This window comes from Mesorhizobium sp. ES1-6 (assembly GCF_020164775.1).
Lineage (GTDB): Bacteria > Pseudomonadota > Alphaproteobacteria > Rhizobiales > Rhizobiaceae > Mesorhizobium.
On record NZ_JAIUGU010000004.1, the window covers coordinates 144,489 to 171,366 of the forward strand.

The following is a 26,878-nucleotide window of genomic DNA, read 5'->3' on the forward strand; positions in this document are numbered from 1 at the left end:
GACCTTGATGGCTCGCACCTTGCAGGGCGCCGCAGGACTGGCAATCGATCCGCGGATGATCGCTATCGCGGCGATCCATCGGCCATGAGACTGGCCGCCCAGGCAGCATCCGTCATCACCGAAATCGAGCATCAACACGCCCGTGCCGCGCCTGGCGGCGCCCGGGCGACAACAGCCTTGCGCAACAGCCAGCCTTTCCAACACAATCAAGAAAAGACGCAAGAAGGGAACGACCAGTAACCGTCACAGCTTGAAGGAGAACCAAGCAATGCCATTTCGCAGTGTGATTTCGAAATTCTCAATGGGAGCTTTTGCACTTGCCGCGGCAAGTGCCATGACGCCGACAGCGCAGGCAGCGGCGCCTGAATCCAACGACCCGATCAAGATCGCGCTGTTCGACTGGACCAGCGTCAACCTCAACGCCAAGATCCTCGGCGGCATCCTGGAAAAGCTCGGCTACACCGTCGAATACCCGACCGCCGATTACCTCTCCAGCCTGACCACCGGCCTCACCAATGGTGACATCGATGTCGGCCTGGAGTTCTGGGACACCACCGCCGGCGAGGCAATGAAAGCCTCCGACGCCACTGGCCAGACCGAGCGGCTTGGCAAGCTCGGTCCGAAAGCCAAGGAAGAATGGTGGTTTCCCGAATATATGAAGGAAAAGTGCCCCGGCCTGCCCAATTGGGAAGCCCTGAAGGATCCGAAATGCGCTGAGGCCTTCTCGACCGCCGAGACGGCGCCGAAGGGGCGTTATCTCGGCGGGCCGGTGACCTGGGAAGGCTTTGACGACGAGCGTGTAGCGGCCCTGAAACTGCCCTTCACCGTCATCCATGCCGGCACCGACGCGGCGATGTTCGCCGAACTCGATTCCGCCTATCAGCGCAAGGCGCCGATCATGCTGTGGATCTATTCGCCGCATTGGGCGCCTGCAAAATACAAGGGCGAATGGGTGCAGTTCCCCGAATACACGCCCGAATGCTACAACGACCCGAAATGGGGCGTGAACCCCGACGCCAAATATGACTGCGGCAAGCCACATGGCGAGATCTGGAAATATGCCTGGAACGGCATGAAGGACAAATGGCCTGTCGCCTACAAGGTGGCCAAGGCCTACACGATCGACACCGACGAGCTCAACAAGATGAGCGGCGAGATCGACCTCGACGGCAAGACGCCGGAAGACGTCGCCGCCGCCTGGATCGCCGCCCATGAGGCAGACTGGAAAGCCTGGGCGCAGTGATCGCTCCGACTGGAAAACGCGAGACCCGGCTGTTGGCCAGCCGGGTCTCAACTCTTGATGCTCCAGAAGGACGACTGAATGACGGAAGCGATTGAACAGCGGGCGGTGCAACCGGGCACGGACGCCCGCCCTGTCAAACTTGCCTGCCGCAATGTGTGGAAGCTGTTCGGAGCGAACGCCGCCAATTTCATCCGCGAGCGCGATGGCAAGGCCAGCATGGCGGATGTGACCGCGGCCGGTCTGGTCGGGGCCGTGCGCGCCGTCGACCTCGAAATCCGCCAGGGCGAGATCTTCATCATCATGGGTCTCTCCGGCTCCGGCAAGTCGACGCTGGTGCGTTGCATGTCACGGCTGGTCGAGCCGACCCATGGCAAGGTCGAGTTCGAAGGCAAGGATCTGCTGAAGATTTCCGATGCCGCGCTGATCGAGCTCAGGCGTCACCGCATGGGCATGGTGTTCCAGAATTTCGCCTTGCTGCCGCATCTCAACGTGCTCGACAACATCGCCTTCCCGCTCAGCATCCAGGGACAGGACCGTTCGACACGCGAGGCGCGCGCCCGGGAAGTCATCGAACTCGTCGGCCTGCGCGGGCGCGAGCATTTCTATCCGCGCGAATTGTCGGGCGGCCAGCAGCAGCGTGTCGGCATCGCCCGCAGCCTCGCCACCAAGCCGGAAATCTGGTTTCTCGACGAGCCGTTCTCGGCGCTCGATCCATTGATCCGCCGCGAGATGCAGGATGAGCTGATGCGGCTGCAGACCATGCTGCACAAGACCATCGTTTTCATCACTCATGATTTCGACGAGGCGATCAGGCTGGCTGACCGCATCGCCATCATGAAGGACGGCGAGGTCATCCAGATCGGCACGCCGGAGCAACTGGTGGTCAATCCGGCGACCGACTATGTCGCCGAATTCACCCGCGACGTCGACCGCGCCAAGGTGATTTCGGCGCGCAGCCTGATGCGCACCTGCGACGGCGCCGAGCATGGCGGCACGGTGGCGCCCGAGGCCAAGATATCAAGTTTTTCCGCCAGCATCGTTGCCGCCGGCAAACCATTCGCCGTGGTCAACGGCAGCGGCAAGCCGATCGGCGAGGTGACGCCACAAGCCGTGATCGGGCTGCTGGCCGGCATCGACAAGCCAAGAGCCGGCGCATGACGGTGACGGCAAGCGCCAGCCAGGCAAGGCCGCCGGTTCAGCGTTGGCTGCTGATCTGGATCCTGGCACTGGCCGCCGTGCTGGTGGTGTTCATGCTGCAGGACAGGCTGCCCTGGGCTGTCAACTATCCGGCCGAGGCTGTCGTGCCCGTCGCCGACTGGGTCAGCGCGCTGATGGGCTGGATCAAGTCGAACCTGTCGTGGCTGACGCGTTCGATCACCACGGTGCTCGGCGTGCCGCTCGATTTCGCGCTCAATCTCTTGGCCAAGAATTTCAAGTTCGGCCATGGCGTGGACGCCTATGTCTTGCCGCGCCTGTCCTGGGTCGGCGTCTGCGCCGTCGCGTTCCTCGCCGGGCATGCCGTGGGCGGCCGAAAGCTGAGCCTGCTGGTCGGCGGCTGTTTCCTCTACATCGCGCTGTTCGGCCAATGGACCAGCGCCATGCTGACCCTGGCGCTGATCTCGATCGCGGTGCCGTTCTGTATTCTCACCGGGCTGTTCGCCGGCATCTGGGCATGGCGCAAGCCGTGGGCGGAGCGGCTCGTCGTCTCCCCTGCCCTCGACTTGATGCAGACGATCCCGACCTTCGCCTATCTCATCCCGATGCTGCTCCTGTTCGGCAACAGCCCGGTCTCGGCGATGATCGCCACCGCCATCTTCGCCACGCCGCCGATGGTGCGGGCAACCATGCTCGGCCTCAACCGCGTGCCGTTGGAGATCGGCGAGTTCAGCGACATGGCCGGCTGCACGGCACGGCAGAAACTGTGGCGCGTCCTGTTGCCGTCGGCGCGGCCGACACTGATGGTCGGCGTCAACCAGGTGATCATGCTGGCGCTCAACATGGTCATCATCGCCTCGATGATCGGCGCAGGCGGGCTCGGCTATGACGTGCTTCTGGCGCTGCGTGCGCTGAAGGTCGGCGAAGCCATGGAAGCCGGCCTCGCCATCGTCGCACTGGCCATCGCGCTCGACCGGCTGAGCCAGGCCATGGCGCACAAGCAGGCCAAGGGCCATCTCCATCAGCAGGCAAACAGGGGCTTGTGGCGGCGCTATCCCAATCTGACGCTGGCCATTGCGATCCTTGCCGTCACCACGCTGCTTGGCCTGTTCGTGCCGGCCTTCGCGGCGGTGCCGAAGGCGGTCACCTTCACCACCGCGCCGCTGTGGAAGGCGGCGGTGAACTGGGTGACGATCAACTTCTTCGACATCATCGAAGCCTTTCGCGTCGCGCTGATCCTCAACGTGCTCAACCCGGTACGCGCCTTTTGCGAGGGCTTTCCGTGGCTGGGCGCGGTGTTCCTGCTCGGCCTTGCCGGCTACCAGCTCTCAGGCTTGCGGCTGGCCGCACTTGTCGCGGCACTCACCGCCTTCTGCGCCGTCACCGGACTCTGGGAAAAGACCATGGCGACGGTCTATCTCTGCGGCATCTCGGCCTTCATCGCTTGCCTGATCGGCATCCCGATCGGACTCGCGGCAGCGCGCAGCGATCGTTTCGAGAAGATAATCACGCCCGTCATCGACACGCTGCAGGTGCTGCCGTCCTTCTGCTTCATCATTCCCGTGGTCATGCTGTTCCGGGTTGGCGACGTCACAGCCATGATCGCCACGGTCGCCTTCGCCGTGGTGCCGGCCATCCGCTACACCAACCACGGCATCCGGCAGGTGCCGCCGGCGCTGATCGAGGCGGCGAAGGTGTCCGGCTGCACGCCGCGCCAGACCTTCTTTCGGGTGCAGCTGCCGCTGGCGCTTCCAGAGATCATGCTGGGTGTGAACCAAACCATCCTGATGGCGCTGGCGATGGTCATCATCTGCGCCATGGTCGGCACGCGCGATCTCGGTCAGGAAGTGTTCATCGCGCTGTCGAAGGCCGATTCCGGCCGCGGCATCGTCGCCGGCCTGGCCATCGCCTTCATCGGCATCGTCGCCGACCGGCTGTTCAGCGCATGGACAGCCAAGGCCAGGGCAAGATTGGGGTAATCCTGAAGATGCGCCGCGGCTATTCCGCCGCGACGCTTTTCACTTCGAGGTAACTCTCCATCGTATCGTCCAGCGCCTGCAGCCACGGCGTGTGGTGCAGCGGCGCCATGGTGCCCGTCATCAGCGAACGGTAGGAATGGTCGCGGAAGCTCATTATGTCTTCCGCCTTGTGGTGCTCCCACTCCATGAAGGTCTGGTTGACCGCCTCGACGTCGAAGCCGGGATAGTCGGTCTGGTCCATCAATTCCTTGGTGTAGTCGCCCTGGAACCAGATCATCTGCTCGGCGTCTTCCAGCGTCTCTTCCCTCGCCCGCCATTTGGCGCCGTGCGCCGCCATCGCCTCGGCGGAGGGCAATTTGATGCGGCCCATGATGACATCGCGCGCGAACCAGGCCTGCGCGTCGAACATGTTGAACGTGTAGAACTGGTCCTGCATGCCGATGTAGGACAGTTTTGGGTTCTTCTCCCAGACGACGCCTTCATAGAGGTCCAGCGGCCACATCCGGTTGGCGGTCTTGAGCTTCAGATCGTCGGTCAGGAACGGGAAGGAATGGAGATAGCCGGTGCACAGGATGATAACGTCGACGTCCTTGGTGGTGCCGTCCTTGAAATGCGCCGTCTTGCCGACGACTTTCTGCAGCAGCGGCACCTCTTTCCAGTTCTCCGGCCATTTGAAGCCCATCGGCTTCGAGCGGTAGCTGGAGGTGATGGATTTGGCGCCGTATTTGTAGCATTGCGAGCCGATGTCCTCGGCCGAATAGGAACGGCCGATGATCAGGATGTCCTTGCCCTTGAACTCCATGGCGTCGCGGAAATCGTGGCTGTGCAGGATACGGCCGTTGAAGGTCGAGAAGCCTTCGAAATAGGGCACGTTGGGCACCGAGAAATGCCCGGAGGCGACGACGACATTGTCGAACTCTTCGGAATAAGTGACGTCGTTGCCGCGGTCATGAGCGGTGACGGTGAACTTCTTCGTCTCGTCCGAGAAGGTGACCATGCGCACCGGGCTGTTGAACCGCACCCATTCGCGTAGGCCCGATTTCTCGACGCGGCCCTTGATATAGTCCCACAGCACGGCGCGCGGCGGATAGGAACCTATCGGCCGGCCGAAATGCTCCTCGAACGTGTAGTCGGCGAATTCCAGGCACTCCTTCGGTCCGTTCGACCACAGGTAGCGGTACATCGAGCCGTGCACGGGATCGCCATGCTCGTCGAGGCCGGTGCGCCAGGTGTAGTTCCACAGGCCGCCCCAGTCCGACTGTTTCTCGAAACAGACGATCTCGGGAATGTCGGCGCCCTTGTCGGCGGCCGATTTGAAGGCCCTGAGCTGTGCCAGGCCGGACGGTCCGGCTCCGATGACGGCAACGCGAGTTTTCATTTCCGGGCCTCCACTTTTTTGATTTCCCCAGCGAAACAAATTTCACTGACAGGACAATAATTAGCCCTTGCGTGCTGTCAACAGCCAACTGCGGGAACGCGTTTGTGTACAACGGATTCCTGGCGAAAAACCGACGAAGGCAGCGCTCCAACGACCGGCGCGCCCGACAGAAGATGGCTTGCCGTCGCCATTGCGCTCCTATATCGGCAGCGAATAAGTTCACCTAGGGTGAAATAAATATTCGAGGGCTCGGACAGACATGGCGAAGACAGATTCCGGTTCCAAGACTGCTCCCGCATCCGCGAAAGCAAAGCCGCAGCCAAAGGTTTCGGCCGATGGAAAGACCATCCGGGCACCGCTGACGCAGAACCCGCACGCCATTCGCGATACCCGCGAAAAAGTGCTGGAGGTCGCGATCGGCCGCGAGGTTCGGGCGTTCCGAAAGAAGCTCGGCATCACCGTCGCCGATCTGGCTGTCGCCACCGACATTTCGCTGGGCATGCTGTCGAAGATTGAGAACGGCATCACCTCGCCGTCGCTGACCACCTTGCAGGCACTGTCGCGGGCGCTCGGCGTGCCGGTCACCGCCTTCTTCCGCCGCTTCGAGGAGGAGCGCAGCGCCGTCTTCGTCAAGGCCGGCCAGGGCCTCGATGTCGAACGCCGCGGCACGCGCGCCGGCCACCAGTACAATCTGCTCGGCCATATCGGGTCAAACACCAGCGGCGTCGTGGTCGAGCCCTATCTGATCACGCTGACCGAGGATTCGGACGTATTCCCGACCTTCCAGCACGAGGGCATGGAGTTCCTCTACATGCTGGAAGGCGAGGTCGTTTACCGGCACGGCAGCAACCTCTATCCGATGAAGCCCGGCGACAGCCTGTTCTTCGACGCCGACGCGCCGCATGGGCCGGAAGAGCTGACAAAACTGCCGATGCGGTATCTCTCGATTATCTGTTATCCGCAGAATAGCGCTGGGTAGGCGGGCCGCCGCTGCTCCCTCACCCGGATTGCCAAGACCGAATTGCAAAGAGCAATTCGGGGCAATCCGACCTCTCCCCGAGGGGAGAGGAGCTGGCTCCAGCTTTGGCGATCTCTTCTCCCCTCGGGGAGAAGGTGGCCGCGTAGCGGCCGGATGAGGGGGCCTGCCTAGTCCGGCCCAAACCCGGGTGACGTCGCACTGCCATCATCAAACTTCGACAGCCACTCCACCAGCGTGGGACGAAAACGCGTCAGGCCCTTGTAGGTGGCGAGTTCCTCCGGCAGGTCGCGTATGACGCGATGCAGGCGCCGTGCCCATTTCGGCTGCGTCACCAGCTCGTCCATCTTGATCAGGTAGCAGCGGATCGGGAAGACGATGCCGTTGGAGCGCGGCAGTCGCCAGAAGCTCTGCAGTTCGACGCGCAGATGCACCTTGTCGCCGACATTCTCGGGCGTCACGGTCGTGCGGTCCGGACCCCATTTGTGGTAGTTTTCGGGGCTGGTATCGAGGCGCGGATTGATGGTCATCGTCCAGTTCAGGCGCCGTGCCGGCTTGCCTTGCTGGATGTTGGTGAGGAATTTCAGCGCCCTGACGAAAATCCCCTTCTCATGCGCCAGCGGCACCGGCGCATGCCACTCGAAGAAATTCATGCCGATGTCGAAATCGAGCGACCAGTCGGCCTGGGTGGTGACCATGCCGGCATCCATCCATAGATTGCCGTCGCGCTGGTCGAGGATGCAGAAATCGCCCTGGCTCTGGCGGGTGATGTATTCCATCGGCCCGTAAGGCAGCGTCGAGGTATCGCCGAAGGTGAAGGTGTCGTCGATGCCGAGCGGCCGGTTGATCCAGCGCCAGCGGTCGCCGTTTCGCTCCAGCGTGAAATGCTCGGGGTAGCCCAGTGCCTGCTGCTCCATCAAGAGCTCCAGCAGGTCCCAGCCGGCCAGCGTCATGTGTGGCAGCGACTGGCAACGCAGCGGGTCCTCGGCCAGCACCATCGCGCGGTCCTGCATTTCGGCGACATAGTGTTCGTCGACGTCGATCAGGTTCTCCAGCACCGAGCCCTTCGGGCCAACGACATGCGGCTCGATGTTGACCGCGTACATGTAGCTGTCTTCGTGGAACGGGAACGGGAACCGCCTGATGTGCTCCGGGCTGTTCCTGAAGGTGAAGTCGTCACGGAAGCTTTCCTTGCGAAAGGTGATGCCCAAGCTCGCCTCCTATCTTTCCAGGACCAATGATTTGCCCTCGAAGCGCGACACGCACGGCATGATCTTCCTGCCGGCACGGTGCTCTTCCTCGCTCAGCCAATGGTCGTTGTGGATGAACTTGCCGTCGCACGAGATGACGTTGGTCTCGCACTGGCCGCAGACGCCGCCCCGGCAGAGATAGGGCGGATCGACGCCGGCGGCCTCGATGGCTTCGAGCAGGCTCTGCTGCTCGCCGACGCGTATGGTCTTGCCACTGACGGCCAGCGTCACGTCGAACGGCAGGCCGGGCTGGGGCGCCGCGAAATGCTCGAAATGTACGGTCTCCGGCGGCCAGCCCAGGCTTGCTGCGCGGTCGCGCACCCAGTTGATCATGCCGGCCGGCCCGCAGACATAGAGATGCGTGCCGAGCGGCTGCGACGACAGAAGCCGGTCGAGCTCGATGCGCTCCTCGAGGTCATCGTGATAGAGCCGGACCCGACGGCCGTAGCGTTCCCTGAGTACGTCGGCATAGGTACCAAGCGAGGCGGTGCGGCAGGTGTAGTGCAGTTCGAAATTGCCGCCCTCGCCCGCCAGTTGCGCGGTCTGCGCCATGAACGGCGTGATGCCGATGCCGCCAGCCAGCATCAAATGTTTCTTCGCCCTGAGATCGAGCGAGAAAAGATTGACCGGATAGCTGATCACCATCTCCAGGCCCGGCTTGACCGACCTGTGCATGAACAGCGAGCCGCCGCGGCCGACATCGTCGCGGCGCACCGAAATGGTGTATTCGCGCGTGTCTAGGGGCGAGCCCATCAACGAATAGGGATTGAGCCTGGTGCGCTCGCCGTCGCGCATCTCGACCACGACATGAGCGCCGCCGGAAAATGTTGGCAAAAGCTCGCCGTCGCGCCTGCGGAAATGAAAGCGGGTGACCAGCTCGTTGACCGGAACGACATCGCTGACGACGACATCGAGCTTGGTGGTGCCGGTGCTCATGGGAAGGCCTCCTCCACGGGAGGAATCTCGGAGCGATCCTCGGCATTGATGCAGACGCCCTGGAAGGCGGCGAGGCGCCTCGAATAGTGATCGCGTACCAACAGCAGCAGGCCACAATGCGAACAGGTTGCCGGCTGCGTCGTCACGTTTTCGGTGATGCCCTTGCAGTGGACACACTGCATGCGCCTGGCCAGCGAGCCGCGATGTTCGGTCTGCATGGAGGTGTGGTCGATGCCGGCTTCGAGCGCCACCTGCATGGCCTGCCCGATCAGTCCCTCGGTGCCTGCGAGATAGAGGCGCAAGCCCATATGGGCGTTGGTCAGCGTCTGCTTCAAACGCGGCAGCAGGCTGGCGAAGGATGGCGCGATGTGAAATTGCGCCGGCTTCAGCGCTTCCAGGGCGGCAACGTATTTGCCGTCAGGACCGGGAATGAAGACGATTTCGGCCCCGTCAAAGAACCCGGAAGGAGCCCTGGCGGCCATGTCGGCAATCGCCAGCGCGCCTTCGGCGTCGGCGATAAACAGATGATGCTTGCCGGGCTGCGGAGAGAGAGTTCCGTAAATGGGCCGGCTGATGATGGTCTTGGCTGCCATTCGCTGCTTCGTGCCTTGAAACCCTTCGCTGTCGATTATGCCTCAGCCTTTCGCCGTGCGCTTGGTCTTCTTGGGATCGTCGAACGGCAAGGGCTGCGCCGTCGCTTTGATCGACCCGCTCTTGTTGCGGATTTCGAGCTTGGTGTCCTTGACCGCGCAGTCGACATCGAGGCGGGCGATGCCCATCGATTTCTTGACCAGCGGCGAATACATGGCGCAGGTCACCACGCCGACCTTTTTGCCGTCGCGATAGACCGGCGCGCCTTCATCGGCCGACTCCTTGCCGTCGAGCAGCACGCCAAAGATTTTGAAGCGCTCCTTGCCTTTCAGGCGATAGTGCTCCTCGGCGCCGCGAAAGCCGGTCTTGCCGGGGCTGACGGTGAAGTCGAGGCCAAGCTCCCACAGCGTGTCGCCAGGGCCTTCATTCTCGAACGGATACTTTTGGGAATTGTCGTATGGATAGAACAGCAGGTAGCTTTCGACGCGCAGCATGTCGAGCGTGGTGAAGCGGCAGGGGATGATGCCGGCGCTCTTGCCCTCGTCGAGGATCCTGTCCCAGATCGCGCCGGCATCCTGGCCACGGCAGAAAATCTCGTAGCCGCGCTCGCCGGTATAGCCGGTGCGCGAGATCATGACGGGGAAGCCGAACAGCTGCGTCTGCATATGGTGGAAATAGTTGAGGTCGCGGATGCCGGGCACGTGCTTGGCCAGATAGTCGACGGCTGTTGGCCCCTGCAGCGACAAATCGTGCAGATTGTCGTCGAAGCGCAGCGACACGTCCCGGCCCATCGCCGCCCGCTGCAGTTCCTCATGGCCGGTGCCGGAGCCGTGCACCACCATCCAGGAATTCGGCCCCGTGCGGTAGAGGATGCAGTCGTCGGTGAACTTTCCCGCTTCGTTCAGCATGCAGGCATAGGCCGATTTGCCGGGATAGATCTTTTCGACGTCGCGTGTTGTGGCGAGGTCGATGAGATGCGAGGCGTGCGGTCCTGTGATGTGCACCTTCTTCAGGCCGGAAACATCCATCAGCCCGGCCTTGGTGCGGATGGCGACATATTCTTCATCGGCATCCTTGTCGTAGGTCCAGGCGGTGCCCATACCGCTCCAGTCTTCGAGTTTCGACCCCAAGGCGCGATGGCGATCCGCCAGGGTTGAAAATCTCCAGGATGCCGTCATCCGCTCGTCCTCCGTTCGAAAATCCTGCTGTTCCCTGCTCCTTTGCCCGGGGGCGGAGCTTTGGATGGAATATTGACCGCAAACGCAGGAGGCCTGCAATCCCCTTGAAGCAAATAATTTCATTGTCAGGCAAAATTGTTCACTCGAAGCGAGCGGTTAACTCTACGTAAATTCGTCTTGACAAGTCCGGGATTCGGGCGGAGCTTATGAAAAAAATTTTACTCTCTTGAAAGAGAGCGGCGGGCGGTCAATTCGGAACCGGGCGTCGGCAAAGAAGGGGAAAACCGATGTCAGACCTGCAGCAGCGCATCGAGGCGCTGTACCGTTCCGACGTGCGCGGCTCCGCGCTCCTAATCATCTGCCTGTGGGCGACGATCCTCTTCGTCCTCTTCATGACGTGGCCCTATATCCCGCATAGCGGCATCAAGGCCGTCGTGGCGATCGCCGCGGCCTTGGTGCTGATCTTCAACACCGCGGCCATCCTGGCGATGGTCAAGCACTACAAGGAAGACAAGGACTTCATCTACGGGCTCGACATCAAGAACGCCGACGCATCCCGCAATCGCAAGGCCTGAGGAGCACAGACATGCCGCGTTATACGCCGCCGGAGCAAAGCAAGGCTGGGCAGGTTTTCGATATTGCCGTTGTCGTGGTCGCCATCTTCGTGGCGCTGTGGCTGCCGCTGAAAATGGGATTGGCCGGGGCGGCGAAGTCCATCGACGCGCTTGATGCCAAGACCTGGGAAGCCCTTGGACAGAACCCGACAATGGCCTCGATCTGGGAGAAGCTCGGCTACACGCCGGAGACCGCGCATGACATCATCCAGAACCGGTTCCACTACATCATCGACTGGCCGACACTGATCATCATGGCGGCCGTGCTGATCGGCTATTTCGTCTTCCTGTTCCGGGCATCCGACCGCGAATATCGAGACGTCATCAAAGAAAAGTTCGACGACAAATAAGGTTTGACGACGAAGAATTTGGGGACACGATCATGTGGATGGCGCTCTCTTACGCATGCTGGGGCATTTCGATCGTGCTCGCGCTGTGGATGCTCTACGACTGGTTCAAGGTCGATACAAACTACTCCGAGGACGTTCTGACCTCGTCGCGTGAAGGCGAGCTTGAAGCCGCTTCCGAAAAACACCGGATCTGAGTGGGGATTGATCGATGACGGTCGCGCTTGAAAACACCACCACCACAATTCACGGCGACCGGGTATCGCTGCTTCGGGTGCTTGGCCCGGCCCATGTCTGGGCGCTTGGTGTCGGCATCGTCCTGGTCGGTGAGTTCACCGGCTGGAATTTCTCGGCCGACAAGGGCGGCGCGCTGGCGGCGCTGATCGTCTGCTGGATCGTCGGGCTGCTCTACACCTCCGTCGCCATGATCGATTCCGAAGTCACCTCGACCGTCGCCGCCGCCGGCGGCCAATACGCACAGGCCAAGCACATTGTCGGGCCGTTGATGGCGTTCAATGTCGCGCTGTTCCTGGTGTTTGCCTACACCATGCTTGAAGTGTCCGACGCCATCCTGCTCGGCGACACTATCGTCGCCAAGGCGGGCGTCGAAGGGCTCACCCACAATTCCTTCATCGCCGCCACCATCGTGGTGCTGGCGTGGCTCAACTATCGCGGCGTGTTGATGACGCTCAACGTCAACTTCGTCATCACGGCAATCGCCTACGTCTCGATCGTCATCCTGTTCTTTTCGGTCAGCCCGTGGACGCAAGGGGCGGTGCTGAAGCTCAACGAACTCGTGACGCCGGGAAATGCGCTGCCCTATGGCTGGATCGGCGTCATCGCCGCCTTCCAGTTTGGCATCTGGTACTATCTCGGCATCGAAGGCACGACGCAGGCGGCCGAGGAAGTGCGTTCGCCGGCCCGCTCGCTGCCCTACGGTACCATGGCCGGAATGATCACGCTGCTGATCGCAGCCGCCATGACATGGTATGTCTGCGCCTCGCTGATGCCCTGGGAATATCTCGGCATCACCTATTATCCGCTGTGGGACGCCGGCAAGCTGACCGGCAGCCCGTTGCTGGAGAACCTTCTGTTCGTCGCCACGTTGCTGGCGGCGTTGGCTTCGGCCAATGGCTGCATCAACGACGCCGCGCGCGCCTGGTTCTCGCTCGGCCGCGACCGCTATCTGCCAAGCTGGTTCTCGGCGGTGCATCCGAAATACCGCACGCCCTACCGCTCGATCCTGTTCCTGCTGCCGATCGCGCTCGCCTTCGCCTTCATCGCCGACCTCAACCAGGCGATCACCTTCTCGATCCTGTCGGGCGTGCTGCAGTACACTTTCATGAGCATCAACATCATGATGTTCAGGAAGAAGTGGCCGCTGGGCTCGATCCGCCGCGGCTATACGCACCCCTTCCATCCGCTGCCGGCGATCGTGCTGTTCTGCTTGTGCGTGGTGACCTTCTTCGCCATCTTTCTCGGCTTCGGTTCGCAGTTGATCGCGATGACCATCTTCTATTTCCTGATTTCCGTGTGGTTCCACTTCTACCGCTACAAATTCGTGCGGCGTGGCGACCAGTTCACCATGCCGTGGCCGAAACCGCAGGGCTATTGATCGGAGCAAAGGAAGCTCGCCCGAAGCAGGGCGAGCCATCGTGAGGTGCGTGACGTGACATCCATATTGCTTGTCGGGGCGATTGCCCTGGCTCTCGTCTTCCACCTCGCCTTCATGGCGCGTGCCAATCACAACAAAGCGCTGGCCGCGCTGGCTTTCGATACGGCCAGCATCCGCGCCGTCATTGTGGACGCTGCCAATGTCTCCGATGGCACCGCGGGTGTTTTGACCTGGGAAGGCTCCTGGAACAGCCGTCGGGTGCAAGTGCACACCATCGTCGACACGCTGGCGACGCGAAAGCTGCCGACGCGCTGGCTTTCCGTCTCGATCACCGAAAAGGTTGCCGTGCCTGCCACTTTCGACATGATGATGCGGCCGGGCTCGCCGACCACATTCTCCAATTTCGACCATCTTGCGCACACGCTGCCGAAGGCGCCGGGCTTTCCCGCCGAGGCGGTGCTGCGGACCGACCACAGGGGCACGCGTTTTCCGCAGGGCATCATCACCGGTCATCTCGAAGTGTTTTCGGATGGCCGCGCCAAGGAGTTGCTGATCACACCCAAGGGCGTACGCATGGTCTGGCTGCTGGCCGAGGCCGAACGGGCGCGCTACGGTGTCTTCCGGCAAGCCGCGTTCGGCGACACACGGATCGATGCGATGCTGATCGAGCGGCTGCTCGTATCGCTGTCCGAGCTGCGCGACGCCATCAACCGAAGCGAACGGCAGGCCGCATGAGCACTTCAAACACTTCGCCGGCGCCAGTGAGCCCTTATCTCGTCCTGGGCGCGGCTATCGCGCTGCCGGGCAGCGGTCATGTCATTCTTGGCGTGCCCGTGCGCGGATTGCAGTTCCTTTTCTTCATGGTCATCCTGGCCTGGGTAACCGCCAAGATCTCGCCGCCGGATGCCAGCTTCGTCGGCCGGCACGCCGGCGGCTTCCTGATCTATGCGCTGTCGATCCTCGACGCCTACAAGCTCGCCCGTATCCGTACCGCCAAATGGGCTCATAATGCCCGACCGGGGAGCGACGACATGCAGAGCGGCATCGAGCCACATACGTAACCAGAGGAAAATTTTTTTCATACCATTGAATTCGAGGATTTCATTCGGTACATCATCTCATGGTCACAAACGTCGGGAGGCTGACATGTGCGGAATCGTTGGACTTTTCCTGAAGGACAAGACGCTGGAGCCGAAGCTCGGCGCGATGCTGTCGGAGATGCTCGTATCGCTCAGCGATCGCGGGCCGGACAGCGCCGGCATCGCCATCTATGGCGCGACATCAGGCAACGAAGCCAAGATCACCATCCAGTCGCCGAAGCCTGACCGCGATTTTCGCGGGCTGGACGCCGAACTCGCCAAGGCTCTCGGGGCGCCGGTGAGCATTGCGGTGAAATCGACACATGCGGTGGTCAGGACCACGCCCGACAAGGTCGACGCGGCGCGTGAGGCCCTTCAGTCGCTTCGTCCCGACGTGCGCATCATGGGCGCCGGCGAAGCGGTGGAAATCTACAAGGAAGTCGGCCTTCCCGAAGCCGTCGTCGACCGCTTCGAGGTGCGCAAGATGACCGGCACGCATGGCATCGGCCATACCCGCATGGCGACGGAATCGGCGGTGACGACGATGGGCGCGCATCCGTTTTCGACCGGCGGCGATCAGTGCCTGGTGCACAATGGTTCGCTGTCCAACCACAACAATGTGCGGCGCGAACTGGTGCGCGAAGGCATGAAGTTCGAGACCGAGAACGATACCGAAGTGGCGGCCGCCTATCTGTCCTCGCAGATGGCGCATGGCAAGAACCTCGGCGAAGCGCTGGAAGGCACGCTGTCGGACCTCGACGGCTTCTTCACCTTCGTCGTCGGCACCAAGAACGGCTTTGGCGTGGTGCGCGACCCGATCGCCTGCAAGCCCGCCGTGATGGCCGAAACCGACCAGTATGTCGCCTTCGGCTCGGAATATCGCGCGCTGACCAAACTACCCGGCATCGACAATGCGCGGGTCTGGGAACCGGAGCCCGCAACCGTTTATTTCTGGGAGCATTGAGTTCATGCCGGCAACCTCCAAGGCAACGCGCGAAAGCCATGCGCGCGTCTTCGACCTCGACGTCCAGTCGTTGCGCGAACTCAACCAGGCGCTGCACCAACTCACCCCCGGTTCCAACGAGACGGCGTGGGAAGTGCTCAACCCGAAAGGCAACCACTCGGTCGCCGTCGGTGTCGACCAGCCAGTCAGCATCGATGTGCGCGGCAGCGTCGGCTACTATTGCGGCGGCATGAATTCGGGCAGCGCGATCACCGTGCACGGCTCGGCCGGACCCGGCGTCGGCGAAAACATGATGGCGGGCTCGATAACGGTGAAAGGCGACGCCAGCCAGTATGCCGGCGCCACCGGCAAGGGCGGCCTGCTGGTCATCGAGGGCAATGCGTCTTCGCGCTGCGGCATCTCGATGAAGGGCATCGACATCGTCGTGCACGGCAATATCGGCCACATGTCGGCCTTCATGGCGCAGTCCGGCAACCTCGTGGTGCTGGGCGATGCCGGTGATGCGCTCGGTGATTCCATCTACGAGGCGCGGCTCTTCGTACGCGGCAAGGTCGACAGCCTGGGCGCCGACTGCATCGTCAAGGAGATGCGGCCCGAGCACCTGGAATTGCTGCAGGGCCTGCTCGACCGCGCCGGCGTGACCGGCGTCAAGCCGTCGGAGTTCAAGCGCTACGGCTCGGCGCGCACGCTCTACAATTTCAATATCGACAACGCCGACGCGTATTGAGGCAAGATGACGTACCGCAACCCGCCGACGACACCGCGCAAATCCGCGACCTTCGACGACTACACGCTTTCCGAAATCCGCCGCGCCGCGGCGACCGGCATCTATGATATCCGTGGCGCCGGCGCCAAGCGCAAGCTGCCGCATTTCGACGATCTCCTATTCCTCGGCGCCTCGATCTCGCGCTATCCGCTGGAAGGCTATCGCGAGCGTTGCGACACCTCGGTGGTACTGGGCTCGCGCCACGCCAAGAAGCCGATCGAGCTGAAGATCCCGATCACCATCGCCGGCATGAGCTTCGGCTCGCTGTCCGGCCCGGCCAAGGAAGCACTCGGGCGCGGCGCGACGCTGTCGGGCACCTCGACCACGACCGGCGATGGCGGCATGACCGAGGAAGAGCGCGGCCATTCCAAGCAACTGGTCTATCAATACCTGCCATCGCGCTACGGCATGAACCTGCGCGACCTGCGCCGCGCCGATGCCATCGAAGTGGTCGTCGGCCAGGGCGCCAAGCCGGGCGGCGGCGGCATGCTGCTTGGACAGAAGATCTCCGACCGCGTCGCCGAAATGCGCACGCTGCCGAAAGGCATCGACCAGCGCTCGGCCTCGCGCCACCCCGACTGGACCGGCCCGGACGATCTCGAGATCAAGATCCTCGAACTGCGCGAGATCACCGACTGGGAAAAGCCGATCTACGTCAAGGTCGGCGGCGCCCGCCCCTATTACGACACCGCACTCGCGGTTAAGGCCGGCGCCGACGTCGTCGTCGTTGACGGCATGCAGGGCGGCACGGCGGCGACGCAGGAAGTGTTCATCGAAAATGTCGGCCAGCCGACGCTCGCCTGCATCCGGCCGGCCGTGCAGGCGCTGCAGGATCTCGGCATGCATCGCAAGGTGCAGCTCATCGTCTCCGGCGGCATCCGCAACGGCGCCGATGTCGCCAAGGCGCTGGCGCTCGGCGTCGACGCGGTCTCGATCGGCACGGCGGCCCTGGTGGCGCTCGGCGACAACGACCCCCGCTGGGAGGCGGAGTATAACGAGCTTGGCACCACCTCTGGCGCCTATGACGATTGGCACGAGGGCAAAGACCCGGCCGGCATCACCACCCAGGATCCCGAGTTGATGAAGCGGGTCGACCCGATCGCGGCTGGACGGCGGCTCGCCAACTACCTCAAGGTGATGACGCTCGAAGCTCAAACCATTGCCCGCGCGTGCGGCAAGAACAGCCTGCACAATCTCGAACCCGAGGACCTCGTCGCCCTCACGATCGAGGCAGCCGCCATGGCCGGCGTGCCGCTGGCCGGCACCAACTGGATACCGGGAAAAAACACCTTCTAAGCCTTCAGCAGACATAAGCGAGGAACTATAATGGGGAACGATCTCGCCGCTTTCGCCAAGAAGAACGGCGTAAAGTATTTCATGATTTCCTACACCGACCTGTTCGGTGGCCAGCGCGCCAAGCTGGTGCCCGCGCAGGCGATATCGGACATGCAGAAAGATGGCGCCGGCTTTGCCGGCTTCGCCACCTGGCTCGATCTTACACCGGCGCATCCCGACATGCTGGCGGTTCCGGATCCGGATTCGGTGATCCAGCTGCCATGGAAGCCCGAGGTTGCCTGGGTCGCCGCCAATTGCATCATGGACGACAAGGGGGTCGACCAGGCACCCCGCAACACGCTGAACAGGCTGATCGCCGAGGCCGCCAGCGAAGGCATGCACGTCAAGACCGGCGTCGAGGCCGAGTTCTTCCTGATCTCGCCCGACGGCAAGGCGATCTCCGACGAGTACGATACGGCGTCAAAACCCTGCTACGACCAGCAAGCGGTGATGCGCCGTTACGACGTGATCGCCGAAATCTGCGACCATATGCTGGCGCTGGGCTGGGGGCCGTATCAGAACGACCATGAGGACGCCAACGGCCAGTTCGAGATGAACTGGAACTTCGACGACGCGCTGGCGACCGCCGACAAGCATTCCTTCTTCAAGTTCATGGTCAAGTCGGTCGCCGAGAAGCACGGCCTGCGCGCCACCTTCATGCCAAAACCCTTCCAGGGCCTGACCGGCAATGGCTGCCACGCCCATATTTCGGTGTGGGACAAGTCAGGCAAGACCAACGTCTTCGCCGACAAGTCGATGGAGCTTGGCCTGTCGGCCAAGGGCAGGAACTTCCTCGGCGGCATCATGAAACATGCCTCGGCGCTGGCCGCGATCACCAACCCGACGGTCAATTCCTACAAGCGCATCAACGCGCCGCGCACCATCTCTGGCGCGACCTGGGCGCCGAACACGGTGACCTGGACCGGCAACAACCGAACCCACATGGTGCGCGTGCCCGGCCCCGGCCGCTTCGAACTGCGCCTGCCCGACGGTGCGGTCAACCCGTATCTGCTGCAGGTCGTGATCATCGCCGCCGGCCTCGACGGCATCCGCTCGCAGGCCGATCCGGGCAAGCGCTACGACATCGACATGTACCAGCACGGGCATACGGTGAAGGGTGCGCCGAAACTGCCGCTCAACCTGCTCGACGCGCTACGCGAGTTCGACAAGGACAAATCGCTCAAGGCGGCGCTGGGTGAGGAATTCTCGTCGGCCTACCTAAAGCTGAAGCACCAGGAATGGAATTCCTATGCTTCGCACTTCACGCAATGGGAGCGCGACCACACGCTGGACATTTGATCGTCTTTAGCGGTGCGAGCGACCTCGGAATGAACTGATGAAATACTCGATCTTCTCGCTCGCACGCGCCGCCCTTTCAGGCCACAAGAATTGGCAGCGCACATGGCGCGACGCCACACCGAAAGACCGCTACGACGTGGTGATCATCGGTGGTGGCGGCCATGGGCTGGCCACCGCCTGGTTCCTGGCCAGCGAATACGGCATCAGGAATGTCGCCGTGCTGGAAAAGGGCTGGATCGGCTCCGGCAATGCCGGCCGCAACACCACCATCATCCGCTCCAATTACGGCCTGCCCGGCAATACCGGCTTCTACGAATTGTCGATGAAGCTGTGGGAGCGGATGGAGCAGGATCTGAACTACAACGCGATGGTGAGCCAGCGCGGCGTTCTCAATCTCTACCATTCCGACGCGCAGCGCGATGCTTATGCGCGGCGCGGCAACACGATGCGCATCAACGGCATCGATGCCGAACTGCTCGACCAGGCAGCGCTGAAGAAGATGCTGCCGTTCCTGAACTTCGACCATGCGCGCTTCCCCGTGCAAGGCGGGCTCTTGCAGCGGCGCGGCGGCACGGCGCGCCACGACGCGGTGGCCTGGGGCTACGCCCACGCCGCCAGCGAACTTGGCGTCGACATCATCCAGAATTGTGAAGTGACCGGCTTTGTCAGGGACGCCAATGGCAAGGTGGCCGGCGTCGAGACCTCGCGCGGCAGGATCGGTGCCGGCAAGGTCGGCATGGCGGTCGCGGGGTCCTCGTCGCGCGTCGCTGAGATGGCCGGCCTGCGCCTGCCGATCGAGAGCCATGTGCTGCAGGCCTTCGTCTCCGAGGCGATCAAGCCGCTCATTCCAGGCGTCATGACATTTGGCGCTGGACATTTCTATGTCAGCCAGTCGGACAAGGGCGGCCTCGTCTTCGGCGGCGACATCGACGGCTACAATTCCTACGCCCAGCGCGGCAATCTGCCTGTGATGGAAGATGTCTGCGAGGGCGGCATGGCGATCATCCCGATGATCGGCCGCGTGCGGCTGTTGCGCCAGTGGGGCGGCATCATGGACATGTCGATGGACGGCTCGCCGATCATCGACAAGACGCCGGTCGACGGGCTCTACCTCAATGCCGGCTGGTGCTATGGCGGCTTCAAGGCGACGCCGGGTTCGGGCCTCGTCTTCGCCCACCTGATCGCGCGCGACGAATCGCACAAGGAGGCCGCCCGATTCCGCCTCGACCGGTTCCGGACCGGCGCCATGATCGACGAAAAGGGCCAGGGCGCCCAACCTAACCTGCACTGAAGACGGCTGGAACCATGCGCATTACCTGTCCCTTCTGCGGCGAACGCGAACTTGGCGAATTCACCTATCTCGGCGACGCCAAGCCCGCGCGGCCGGCACCTGGAGCGTCGGAAGACGAGGTCTACGATTACGTCTATCTGCGCGACAATATCGCCGGCGTCATGGACGAGAGTTGGTATCACGGCGGCGGTTGCCGGGCCTGGCTGAAGGTCACCCGCAACACGCTGACGCATGAGATTTCGGCGGTTGAACCGGCGCCGGGTGCCGGGGCGAGGCAGGCTGTGAGATGACTTATTCTGTCCAGGTCAGCGCCGCCCCTCACCTGCCTGCCGGCATCCTCTCCCCGTATAGAGACGGGGAGAGGGGCGCCCTTATCAACGGTTTCGCCAATCATCAGCGTTGCAAGAAGGGCGCCGCAGCCGCGGCCAGCCTCCTTCTCCCCGTCACTATACGGGGAGAAGTGCCCGGCAGGGCGATGAGGGGCAGCGCGGCGCTCCCGCATGAGGGCCAGGCATCGTGACTTCTTCCCAAGCCAATCGCCTTGCATCGGGCGGTCTCGTCGACCGTGCGGCGCCACTGAATTTCAGCTTCGACGGCAAGAGCCTCTCCGGTTTCAAAGGCGACACGCTTGCCTCGGCATTGGTCGCCAACGGCGTCAAGCTGGTCGGCCGTTCGTTCAAATACCATCGCCCGCGCGGCATCCTGACGGCGGGCTCGGAAGAGCCGAACGCGCTGGTCGAACTGCGCAGCGGCGCGCGGCGCGAGCCGAATACCAAGGCGACGACGGCCGAACTCTATGAAGGTCTTGAGGCCGCCAGCCAGAACCGCTGGCCGTCGCTCAACTTCGACGTCATGTCGGTCAACCAGCTGTTCGCGCCGATCTTCGTCGCCGGCTTCTACTACAAGACCTTCATGTGGCCGGCGAAGTTCTGGGAAGCGATCTACGAACCGGCGATCCGCCGCGCCGCCGGCCTCGGCCGTGCCGCCGTGGTTCCCGACCCCGACCACTATGACAAGGCCTGGGCGCATTGCGACGTAGTGATCGCCGGTTCGGGGCCGGCCGGCCTGGCTGCGGCTTTGGCTGCCGGCCGCAGCGGCGCGCGGGTCATCCTGTGCGAAGAGGATTTCGTGCCCGGCGGCCGCCTGCTTGCCGATGGTGGCACGATCGACGGGCTGCCGGCGGCCGAATGGCTGGCGCGAACGCTGGCTGAACTTGGCTCCCTGCCCGACGTGCGCATCATGACGCGCACAACGCTGTTCGGCGTCTATGACGGCGGCACATATGGCGCGATCGAGCGGGTCAACGATCATCTGCCGCAGCCGCCCGAGCATCAGGTGCGGCAGCGTCTGTGGCGGATCGTGGCCAAGCGCTGCGTCGTCGCGGCAGGTGCGCTCGAACGGCCAATCGTCTTTGCCGGCAACGACACGCCCGGCGTGATGATGGCGTCCGCGATGCGCAGCTACATCAATCGCTACGCCGCAGCGCCGGCCAAGCGCATCGCGCTGTTCGCCAACAACGAGGATGGCTGGCGCACGGTCGAGGCAGCACTCGGCGCCGGATTGCAGGTCGCGGCGGTGATCGACGCCCGTGCGGAGATCTCGCCGGCGCATCGCTCGCTTGCCGGCAAGGGCGGTTTCCCGGTGCTGCACGGCTCCGTCAGCGGCGTCGACGGCGGCAAGACCGGCGTGCGCAAGCTTTCCGTTTCGCTGACCGGCGGCGCACGTGCCGAGGTCGAGGCCGACGGACTTGCCGTGTCCGGTGGCTGGAACCCGGCGGTCGGGCTCACCTCATACCATCGCGGCCGGCCGAAATGGCGCGACGACATCGCCGCCTTCGTGCCGGATGGCGCGCCCCCGGGTATGGTTGCCGCAGGCGCGGCCAACGGCGCCTTTGGCCTAGGCGCTTGCCTGCGCGAAGGCTTCGAGGCCGGTGCGGCGGCTGCACGTGATGCAGGACGCGCCGGCAACGCGGGATCGGCGCCTGTCGCCAACGACGAGGCCTTCTCGCTGACGCCGCTCTGGCATGTCGCCGGCAAGGGCAAGGCCTTTGTCGACCAGCAGCACGATGTCACCGCTTCCGACATCGAGCTGGCGCAACGCGAAGGTTTTGAATCGGTCGAGCACCTGAAGCGCTACACCACGCTCGGCATGGCGACCGACCAGGGCAAGACCTCCAACGTCGCCGGCCTCGCCATTATGGCGGCGGTCACGGGCAAATCCATTCCCGAGACCGGCACGACCATCTATCGCCCGCCTTACGTGCCCGTCGCCATCGGTGCCTTTGCCGGCCACCATCGCGACGAGAATTTTCATGCGACGCGGCTGACGCCGTCGCATCACTGGGCAGCCGAACAGGGCGCTATCTTTGTCGACACCGGTTTATGGAAACGGGCACAGTGGTACCCCCGCGCGGGCGAGAAGGACTGGCTGGAATCGGTGACCCGCGAGGTCAAGGCGGTGCGCGGCGGCGTCGGCTTCTGCGATGTCTCGACACTCGGCAAGATCGACGTGCATGGCGCGGACGCCGGCGCCTTCCTCGACCGCGTCTACATCAACACCTTCTCCAATCTTGCCGTCGGCAAGGCGCGCTATGGGCTGATGCTGCGCGAGGACGGCATCGTCTATGATGACGGCACCACGTCGCGGCTGGCCGAGGACCACTATTTCCTGACCACCACGACGGCCAAGGCCGGGCTGGTGATGCAGCACCTCGAATTCTGCCGGCAGGTGCTGTTTCCGGAACTCGACGTGCAACTGACTTCGGTCTCCGACCAGTGGGCGCAGTTCTCCATTGCCGGACCCAAGACCCGCGACCTGTTGAAAGAGATCGTCGATCCTTCGGAAGATCTCTCCAACGAAGGTTTCCCCTTCATGGGCGCGCGCGAAGTCGCGTTGCGCGGCGGCGTCAAAGCGCGGCTGTTCCGCATTTCCTTCTCCGGTGAAATGGCGTTCGAGATTTCGGTGCCGGCGCGCTACGGCGAGGCGATGGCGCGCAATCTGATGATTGCGGGCCAGCCGTTCGGCGTGACGCCTTACGGCACCGAGGCGCTCGGCGTCATGCGGGTCGAAAAGGGCCATGTCGCCGGGCCGGAACTCAGCGGCACGACAACCGCGGCCGATCTCGGCCTCGGCAAGATGATGTCGACCAAAAAGGACTTCATCGGCCGCGTCATGGCCGGCCGCGAGGCGCTGGTGGCCCCGGACCGGCAGGTGGTGGTCGGCATCAAGCCGACCGACAAGGCCCGGCGCTTGCGTTCCGGCGCCCACATCATTCCGAAAGGCGAGATTCCCGGCCCGGACAATGACCAGGGCTATGTCACCTCGGTCTGCTTCTCGCCGACGCTGGACCAGTGGATCGGGCTGGCGCTCATCGAGCGCGGCCGCGAGCGCATCGGCGAAACCGTGCACGCGCACGATCCGTTGCGCGGCGAGGACTATGATGTCGAGATTTGCAATCCCGTCTTCTACGATCCGGATGGAGGGCGCCAGCGTGGCTGAGTTTTCCTGGGAGACCCGCGGCCCGCTTCATCGCGCGCTCGTTGCCGGCCGCCACGGCGCGCAGGGTGACGCCGGCGTGTCGCTGAGCGAGATCCGCGATTTCGATCTCGTCCAGGTGATGGCGCGGCGCGGCAAGGCGGCCGAGATGGCGACGGCCGCACAGGTGCGGTTCGGCGTCGCGGCGCCGGAGACGCCAAAGGCGGTCGGCAGGGCGGACGCCACGCTGATCTGGTCGGGACCGGATCAGTTCATGGTGCTGTCGAAGGGCGGCAAGCACACGATGGAGTCGCTCGCTCCCGTTTTCGCATCCTGCGCCTCGCTGTCGGACCAGTCGCATGCGCGCGTGCTGATCAGCATCTCCGGCGCGAAGGCGCGCGCGATGTTGGCCAAGCTCTCGTCTATCGATCTGCATTCCGATGTGTTTGGCGTGGGTGCCGCCGCAGCGACCTCGATGGATCATACCAGCGTTACGCTATGGCGAGGTGCGGATCGCGACGGACAGGTGGTGTTCAATCTGCTGGTCTTCGCGACTTTCGCCGAAAGCCTGTGGCACACGATGCTGGATTCGGCGGCGGAGTATGGCGTGGCTATCGGGCATTCCGTGGAGCTTTAGCTGCCAATCAGCAGAACTCGGCGCTGCCCCTCATCTGCCTGCCGGCATCTTCTCCCCGTATAGTGACGGGGAGAAGGGGCTGTCCGCAACGGCGGCGCTCCGATCTGTGACGTTGGCGACTGGCGAAATCGACGGCGGCTGCGCCCTTCGCCCCGTTTACGGGGAGAAGATGGCGGCAGCCAGCTGAGGGGCAGCGCTGACGTTCGAAGACCACGCGACCGGCAAGGATGCACCAAAACGATAGCACCAATAACGGCGCCTCCGCTTGCCAAACTCACCGACACTGCTATTCTTGCTGCTAAAATAATTTCACACACAGGCAAACTTGTTTCTCGAACCGCAAGGCTGAGATGAGCCAGTCGCCCTACCCCACAGTCGCAGCCGGACCGCCCAGGCCAAGCCTCATCTTGAGGCCCGGCCAGATCACGCTGCCGCCGGGGATGGAACGGTACACGATCCAGGGCAATGGCGCTGTGCTGATCGAAGTCGAGGCCGGCGATGCGATTACGGTGCGCAACGTCGAAGGCGGCCAGGCCTGCGAGTTGCTGGCCTGGGACAAGTCAGGCGTCACCGATCCAGGCATTCTCGGCGAGGAACCCAACAGCAATGCCGCCGGCATCAAGGCGCTGCTCGCCGAGGGCGATGACAGCATCGCATCGCTGCGGCGCGGGCTCGAGCGCCGGCAGGTTCAGCTTGATCAGCCCAAGGCGGTGCGCGTATTCGGCGGCTCGACGCCTGCCGGTACCGAGCAAGCGTTTTCCGTCCAGCGCGATGGCGCGATGCTGATTGCCGCGCCCGGCGGGCCGATGCTGGTCGACGGCCATGACACGGCGACGCCGCTGAGCATCATCGTGCGGCGCAACACGATCCGCCTGAAATCAAGATCCCGGCTTGCCGATCCGCTCGCCGATCCGGTGCTCGACCTGCGTGTCCATTCGGCGACGGCGGAATCCTATTTCGTCAAGGCCGGCGATTATCTGCAGATCATCGATGTCGACGGGCGCCAGTGCACCGACTTCCAGTGTTTCTCGGCGCGCAAGCTCGACATGGGGCTCGACCATCCGCTTGATGTGACGACGACGCGCACGCTGATGGGCGCGAGCTATCCGATGCCCGGCCTGCATTCCAAATACTACGACCAGGACATGGAGCCGCTGGTCGAGGTGGTGCAGGACACGTGCGGCCGGCACGACGCCTTCGCGCTCGCCTGTGCGGCGAAATATTACGACGACATCGGCTATCCCGGCCACACCAACTGCTCGGAGAATTTTAATCGCGCGCTCTCCGACAAGGGTGTGAACGCCCGCGCCGGCTGGATGGCGATCAACTTCTTCTTCAACACGGCGATCGACGCCCATGGCGTGATGGTGTCGGACGAGCCATGGTCGCGCGCCGGCGACTATGTGCTGCTGCGCGCGCTGACCGACATCGTCTGCGTTTCCTCCGCCTGCCCCGACGACACGACGCCGGCCAATGGCTGGGACCTGACCGACATCCACGTGCGGACCTATTCCGGCCAGCACAAATTCTCGCGAGCGATCGCCAGACGCATGACGCCCGATTCGGAACCGAAAATGACCCGCGAGACAGCCTTTCACCAGAGCTTTGCCAAGCACACACGCGACTTCGTCGAGTACAGGGGCTATTGGCTGGCCAATTCCTTCGCCAAGGAAGGACCTATCGCCGAATACTGGGCCTGCCGGCAGGACGCGGTGATCATGGATTTGTCGCCGCTGCGCAAATTCGAGGTCACCGGCCCGGATGCCGAAGCGTTGCTGCAATACACTCTGACGCGCGACGTCAGGAAACTCGGCGTCGGCCAGGTCGTCTACTCCGCCATGTGCTACGAGCATGGCGGCATGATCGACGACGGCACGCTGCTGCGGCTCGGCAAGGACAATTTCCGCTGGGTCGGCGGCGACGATCTGTCCGGCGAATGGCTGCGCGAGACGGCGACTAAGCTCGGCCTCAACGTGCTGGTGCGCTCGTCCACCGACCAGATGCACAATGTCGCCGTGCAGGGGCCAAAGAGCCGCGACATCCTGAAACAGGTGATCTGGACCTCGCCGCTGCAGCCCTCGATCGAGGAACTCGAATGGTTCCGCTTCGCCGTGGCGCGCATCGATGGCGGCAACGGCATTCCCATCGTCGTCTCGCGCACCGGCTATACCGGCGAACTCGGCTATGAGGTCTGGTGCCATCCGCGCGACGCCGAAAAGGTGTTCGACGCCATATGGGAAGCCGGCCAGCCGCATGGACTGAAGCCGATGGGTCTGCAGGCGCTCGACATGGTGCGCATCGAGGCCGGACTGATCTTCGCCGGTTATGAATTCTCCGACCAGACCGACCCGTTCGAGGCCGGCATCGGCTTCACCGTGCCGCTGAAGAGCAAGACCGACGATTTCATCGGCCGTGAAGCGCTGATCCGGCGCAAGGATCATCCGCAGGCCAAACTAGTCGGCCTCGACATAGACAGCAATGTCGCCGTCGGCCATGGCGACTGCGTCCATGTCGGACGCGCCCAGATCGGCGTCGTCACGTCGGGCATGCGCTCGCCGGTGCTGAACAAAAACATCGCGCTGGCGCGGTTGGACGTCACCCACGCCGCCATCGGCACCGAGGTCGAGATCGGCAAGCTCGACGGCCATGCCAAGCGGCTGCCGGCGCGCGTCGTCGCCTTTGCCCACTACGATCCGCAAAAGACCAAACCACGTTCGTAGAGCGGCAACCCTTGCCTTCTCCCCTTGTGGGAGAAGGTGGATCGGCGCGCA

Annotated in this window: 25 protein-coding genes; 20 read left to right on the plus strand and 5 right to left on the minus strand. The window is 63.2% G+C overall.

The window, feature by feature from the left end; all coding sequences use genetic code 11:
• Positions 1 to 84: 84 nt before the first annotated feature.
• The 4 genes from LB564_RS12795 to LB564_RS12810 all read left to right on the plus strand — a co-directional run bounded on the left by LB564_RS12795 (position 85) and on the right by LB564_RS12810 (position 4,377).
• Positions 85 to 240 (plus strand): hypothetical protein, encoded by a 156-nt coding sequence (locus LB564_RS12795; RefSeq protein ID WP_224538098.1) that lies wholly within the window; start codon positions 85 to 87, stop codon positions 238 to 240.
• Between the two features lie 28 nt (positions 241 to 268).
• Entirely contained in the window at positions 269 to 1,243 is a 975-nt protein-coding gene (locus tag LB564_RS12800) for an ABC transporter substrate-binding protein (RefSeq protein WP_224538100.1), read from the plus strand.
• Between the two features lie 78 nt (positions 1,244 to 1,321).
• Positions 1,322 to 2,401, plus strand: coding sequence for a glycine betaine/L-proline ABC transporter ATP-binding protein (locus LB564_RS12805; RefSeq protein WP_224538102.1), 1,080 nt, complete (start codon positions 1,322 to 1,324; stop codon positions 2,399 to 2,401).
• Positions 2,398 to 4,377 carry an ABC transporter permease gene (locus tag LB564_RS12810; RefSeq protein ID WP_224538104.1) on the plus strand — a complete coding sequence of 660 codons (1,980 nt, stop codon included), beginning with the start codon at positions 2,398 to 2,400 and terminating at the stop codon, positions 4,375 to 4,377. The genes LB564_RS12805 and LB564_RS12810 overlap by 4 nt, the downstream gene beginning before the upstream one ends.
• A gap of 19 nt (positions 4,378 to 4,396) precedes the next feature.
• Here the strand turns inward: LB564_RS12810 and LB564_RS12815 are convergent, their stop codons facing one another.
• Positions 4,397 to 5,755, minus strand: coding sequence for an NAD(P)-binding domain-containing protein (locus tag LB564_RS12815; protein WP_224538107.1), 1,359 nt, complete (start codon positions 5,753 to 5,755; stop codon positions 4,397 to 4,399).
• A 259-nt stretch (positions 5,756 to 6,014) separates the two neighbouring features.
• Between LB564_RS12815 and LB564_RS12820 the strand changes: the two genes are divergently transcribed.
• The gene (locus tag LB564_RS12820; protein ID WP_140705676.1) at positions 6,015 to 6,734 is read left to right on the plus strand and encodes a helix-turn-helix domain-containing protein; all 720 of its coding nucleotides are present in this window, start codon (positions 6,015 to 6,017) and stop codon (positions 6,732 to 6,734) included.
• Between the two features lie 167 nt (positions 6,735 to 6,901).
• Here the strand turns inward: LB564_RS12820 and LB564_RS12825 are convergent, their stop codons facing one another.
• Genes LB564_RS12825 through LB564_RS12840 form a run of 4 tightly spaced genes read right to left on the minus strand, consistent with a single transcriptional unit; the run spans position 6,902 to position 10,686 of the window.
• The gene (locus LB564_RS12825; protein ID WP_224538110.1) at positions 6,902 to 7,942 is read right to left on the minus strand and encodes a heme-dependent oxidative N-demethylase family protein; all 1,041 of its coding nucleotides are present in this window, start codon (positions 7,940 to 7,942) and stop codon (positions 6,902 to 6,904) included.
• 9 nt (positions 7,943 to 7,951) lie between these two features.
• Positions 7,952 to 8,917, minus strand: coding sequence for a PDR/VanB family oxidoreductase (locus LB564_RS12830; protein WP_224538112.1), 966 nt, complete (start codon positions 8,915 to 8,917; stop codon positions 7,952 to 7,954).
• Positions 8,914 to 9,510 (minus strand): dimethylamine monooxygenase subunit DmmA family protein, encoded by a 597-nt coding sequence (locus LB564_RS12835; protein ID WP_224538114.1) that lies wholly within the window; start codon positions 9,508 to 9,510, stop codon positions 8,914 to 8,916. The genes LB564_RS12830 and LB564_RS12835 overlap by 4 nt, the downstream gene beginning before the upstream one ends.
• Positions 9,511 to 9,552: 42 nt before the next feature.
• On the minus strand, positions 9,553 to 10,686 hold the full coding sequence (locus LB564_RS12840; RefSeq protein ID WP_224538115.1) for an aminomethyltransferase family protein: 1,134 nt from the start codon (positions 10,684 to 10,686) through the stop codon (positions 9,553 to 9,555).
• A 287-nt stretch (positions 10,687 to 10,973) separates the two neighbouring features.
• Between LB564_RS12840 and LB564_RS12845 the strand changes: the two genes are divergently transcribed.
• The 15 genes from LB564_RS12845 to LB564_RS12915 all read left to right on the plus strand — a co-directional run bounded on the left by LB564_RS12845 (position 10,974) and on the right by LB564_RS12915 (position 26,827).
• Positions 10,974 to 11,261: a hypothetical protein gene (locus LB564_RS12845; protein ID WP_140705666.1), complete on the plus strand. Its 288-nt coding sequence runs from the start codon at positions 10,974 to 10,976 to the stop codon at positions 11,259 to 11,261.
• 11 nt (positions 11,262 to 11,272) lie between these two features.
• On the plus strand, positions 11,273 to 11,650 hold the full coding sequence (locus LB564_RS12850) for a hypothetical protein (RefSeq protein ID WP_140705664.1): 378 nt from the start codon (positions 11,273 to 11,275) through the stop codon (positions 11,648 to 11,650).
• A 32-nt stretch (positions 11,651 to 11,682) separates the two neighbouring features.
• Positions 11,683 to 11,844 (plus strand): hypothetical protein, encoded by a 162-nt coding sequence (locus tag LB564_RS12855; protein WP_224538118.1) that lies wholly within the window; start codon positions 11,683 to 11,685, stop codon positions 11,842 to 11,844.
• Between the two features lie 14 nt (positions 11,845 to 11,858).
• Positions 11,859 to 13,262 carry an APC family permease gene (locus LB564_RS12860; RefSeq protein ID WP_140705662.1) on the plus strand — a complete coding sequence of 468 codons (1,404 nt, stop codon included), beginning with the start codon at positions 11,859 to 11,861 and terminating at the stop codon, positions 13,260 to 13,262.
• A 45-nt stretch (positions 13,263 to 13,307) separates the two neighbouring features.
• Positions 13,308 to 13,997 (plus strand): hypothetical protein, encoded by a 690-nt coding sequence (locus LB564_RS12865; protein ID WP_224538120.1) that lies wholly within the window; start codon positions 13,308 to 13,310, stop codon positions 13,995 to 13,997.
• Complete coding sequence (locus tag LB564_RS12870) at positions 13,994 to 14,323, plus strand: hypothetical protein (RefSeq protein ID WP_140705661.1); 330 nt, start codon at positions 13,994 to 13,996, stop codon at positions 14,321 to 14,323. The genes LB564_RS12865 and LB564_RS12870 overlap by 4 nt, the downstream gene beginning before the upstream one ends.
• An 85-nt stretch (positions 14,324 to 14,408) precedes the next feature.
• On the plus strand, positions 14,409 to 15,305 hold the full coding sequence (locus LB564_RS12875; protein WP_140705659.1) for a class II glutamine amidotransferase: 897 nt from the start codon (positions 14,409 to 14,411) through the stop codon (positions 15,303 to 15,305).
• A 4-nt stretch (positions 15,306 to 15,309) separates the two neighbouring features.
• Entirely contained in the window at positions 15,310 to 16,032 is a 723-nt protein-coding gene (locus tag LB564_RS12880) for a GXGXG domain-containing protein (protein ID WP_140705657.1), read from the plus strand.
• A 6-nt stretch (positions 16,033 to 16,038) separates the two neighbouring features.
• Positions 16,039 to 17,367, plus strand: a complete 1,329-nt coding sequence (locus tag LB564_RS12885; RefSeq protein WP_140733753.1) for an FMN-binding glutamate synthase family protein — start codon at positions 16,039 to 16,041, stop codon at positions 17,365 to 17,367.
• 30 nt (positions 17,368 to 17,397) lie between these two features.
• Positions 17,398 to 18,705 (plus strand): type III glutamate--ammonia ligase, encoded by a 1,308-nt coding sequence (gene glnT / locus LB564_RS12890; RefSeq protein ID WP_224538122.1) that lies wholly within the window; start codon positions 17,398 to 17,400, stop codon positions 18,703 to 18,705.
• 37 nt (positions 18,706 to 18,742) lie between these two features.
• Positions 18,743 to 19,996, plus strand: a complete 1,254-nt coding sequence (locus tag LB564_RS12895) for a sarcosine oxidase subunit beta family protein (protein WP_224538124.1) — start codon at positions 18,743 to 18,745, stop codon at positions 19,994 to 19,996.
• A 14-nt stretch (positions 19,997 to 20,010) separates the two neighbouring features.
• Positions 20,011 to 20,286 carry a sarcosine oxidase subunit delta gene (locus LB564_RS12900; protein ID WP_224538126.1) on the plus strand — a complete coding sequence of 92 codons (276 nt, stop codon included), beginning with the start codon at positions 20,011 to 20,013 and terminating at the stop codon, positions 20,284 to 20,286.
• Positions 20,287 to 20,512: 226 nt separating this feature from the next.
• Entirely contained in the window at positions 20,513 to 23,494 is a 2,982-nt protein-coding gene (locus LB564_RS12905) for a sarcosine oxidase subunit alpha (protein ID WP_224538127.1), read from the plus strand.
• Positions 23,487 to 24,107, plus strand: a complete 621-nt coding sequence (locus LB564_RS12910) for a sarcosine oxidase subunit gamma (protein ID WP_224538130.1) — start codon at positions 23,487 to 23,489, stop codon at positions 24,105 to 24,107. The genes LB564_RS12905 and LB564_RS12910 overlap by 8 nt, the downstream gene beginning before the upstream one ends.
• A gap of 350 nt (positions 24,108 to 24,457) precedes the next feature.
• Positions 24,458 to 26,827: a DUF1989 domain-containing protein gene (locus LB564_RS12915; protein ID WP_224538133.1), complete on the plus strand. Its 2,370-nt coding sequence runs from the start codon at positions 24,458 to 24,460 to the stop codon at positions 26,825 to 26,827.
• Positions 26,828 to 26,878: the final 51 nt, after the last annotated feature.

Coding starts and splice junctions, on each gene's coding strand:
- LB564_RS12795 (WP_224538098.1), top strand. CDS start 85: ATGAGACTGGCCGCCCAGGCAGCATCCGTCATCACCGAAATCGAGCAT.
- LB564_RS12800 (WP_224538100.1), top strand. CDS start 269: ATGCCATTTCGCAGTGTGATTTCGAAATTCTCAATGGGAGCTTTTGCA.
- LB564_RS12805 (WP_224538102.1), top strand. CDS start 1,322: ATGACGGAAGCGATTGAACAGCGGGCGGTGCAACCGGGCACGGACGCC.
- LB564_RS12810 (WP_224538104.1), top strand. CDS start 2,398: ATGACGGTGACGGCAAGCGCCAGCCAGGCAAGGCCGCCGGTTCAGCGT.
- LB564_RS12815 (WP_224538107.1), bottom strand. CDS start 5,755: ATGAAAACTCGCGTTGCCGTCATCGGAGCCGGACCGTCCGGCCTGGCA.
- LB564_RS12820 (WP_140705676.1), top strand. CDS start 6,015: ATGGCGAAGACAGATTCCGGTTCCAAGACTGCTCCCGCATCCGCGAAA.
- LB564_RS12830 (WP_224538112.1), bottom strand. CDS start 8,917: ATGAGCACCGGCACCACCAAGCTCGATGTCGTCGTCAGCGATGTCGTT.
- LB564_RS12835 (WP_224538114.1), bottom strand. CDS start 9,510: ATGGCAGCCAAGACCATCATCAGCCGGCCCATTTACGGAACTCTCTCT.
- LB564_RS12840 (WP_224538115.1), bottom strand. CDS start 10,686: ATGACGGCATCCTGGAGATTTTCAACCCTGGCGGATCGCCATCGCGCC.
- LB564_RS12845 (WP_140705666.1), top strand. CDS start 10,974: ATGTCAGACCTGCAGCAGCGCATCGAGGCGCTGTACCGTTCCGACGTG.
- LB564_RS12850 (WP_140705664.1), top strand. CDS start 11,273: ATGCCGCGTTATACGCCGCCGGAGCAAAGCAAGGCTGGGCAGGTTTTC.
- LB564_RS12855 (WP_224538118.1), top strand. CDS start 11,683: ATGTGGATGGCGCTCTCTTACGCATGCTGGGGCATTTCGATCGTGCTC.
- LB564_RS12860 (WP_140705662.1), top strand. CDS start 11,859: ATGACGGTCGCGCTTGAAAACACCACCACCACAATTCACGGCGACCGG.
- LB564_RS12870 (WP_140705661.1), top strand. CDS start 13,994: ATGAGCACTTCAAACACTTCGCCGGCGCCAGTGAGCCCTTATCTCGTC.
- LB564_RS12875 (WP_140705659.1), top strand. CDS start 14,409: ATGTGCGGAATCGTTGGACTTTTCCTGAAGGACAAGACGCTGGAGCCG.
- LB564_RS12880 (WP_140705657.1), top strand. CDS start 15,310: ATGCCGGCAACCTCCAAGGCAACGCGCGAAAGCCATGCGCGCGTCTTC.
- LB564_RS12885 (WP_140733753.1), top strand. CDS start 16,039: ATGACGTACCGCAACCCGCCGACGACACCGCGCAAATCCGCGACCTTC.
- glnT (WP_224538122.1), top strand. CDS start 17,398: ATGGGGAACGATCTCGCCGCTTTCGCCAAGAAGAACGGCGTAAAGTAT.
- LB564_RS12895 (WP_224538124.1), top strand. CDS start 18,743: ATGAAATACTCGATCTTCTCGCTCGCACGCGCCGCCCTTTCAGGCCAC.
- LB564_RS12900 (WP_224538126.1), top strand. CDS start 20,011: ATGCGCATTACCTGTCCCTTCTGCGGCGAACGCGAACTTGGCGAATTC.
- LB564_RS12915 (WP_224538133.1), top strand. CDS start 24,458: ATGAGCCAGTCGCCCTACCCCACAGTCGCAGCCGGACCGCCCAGGCCA.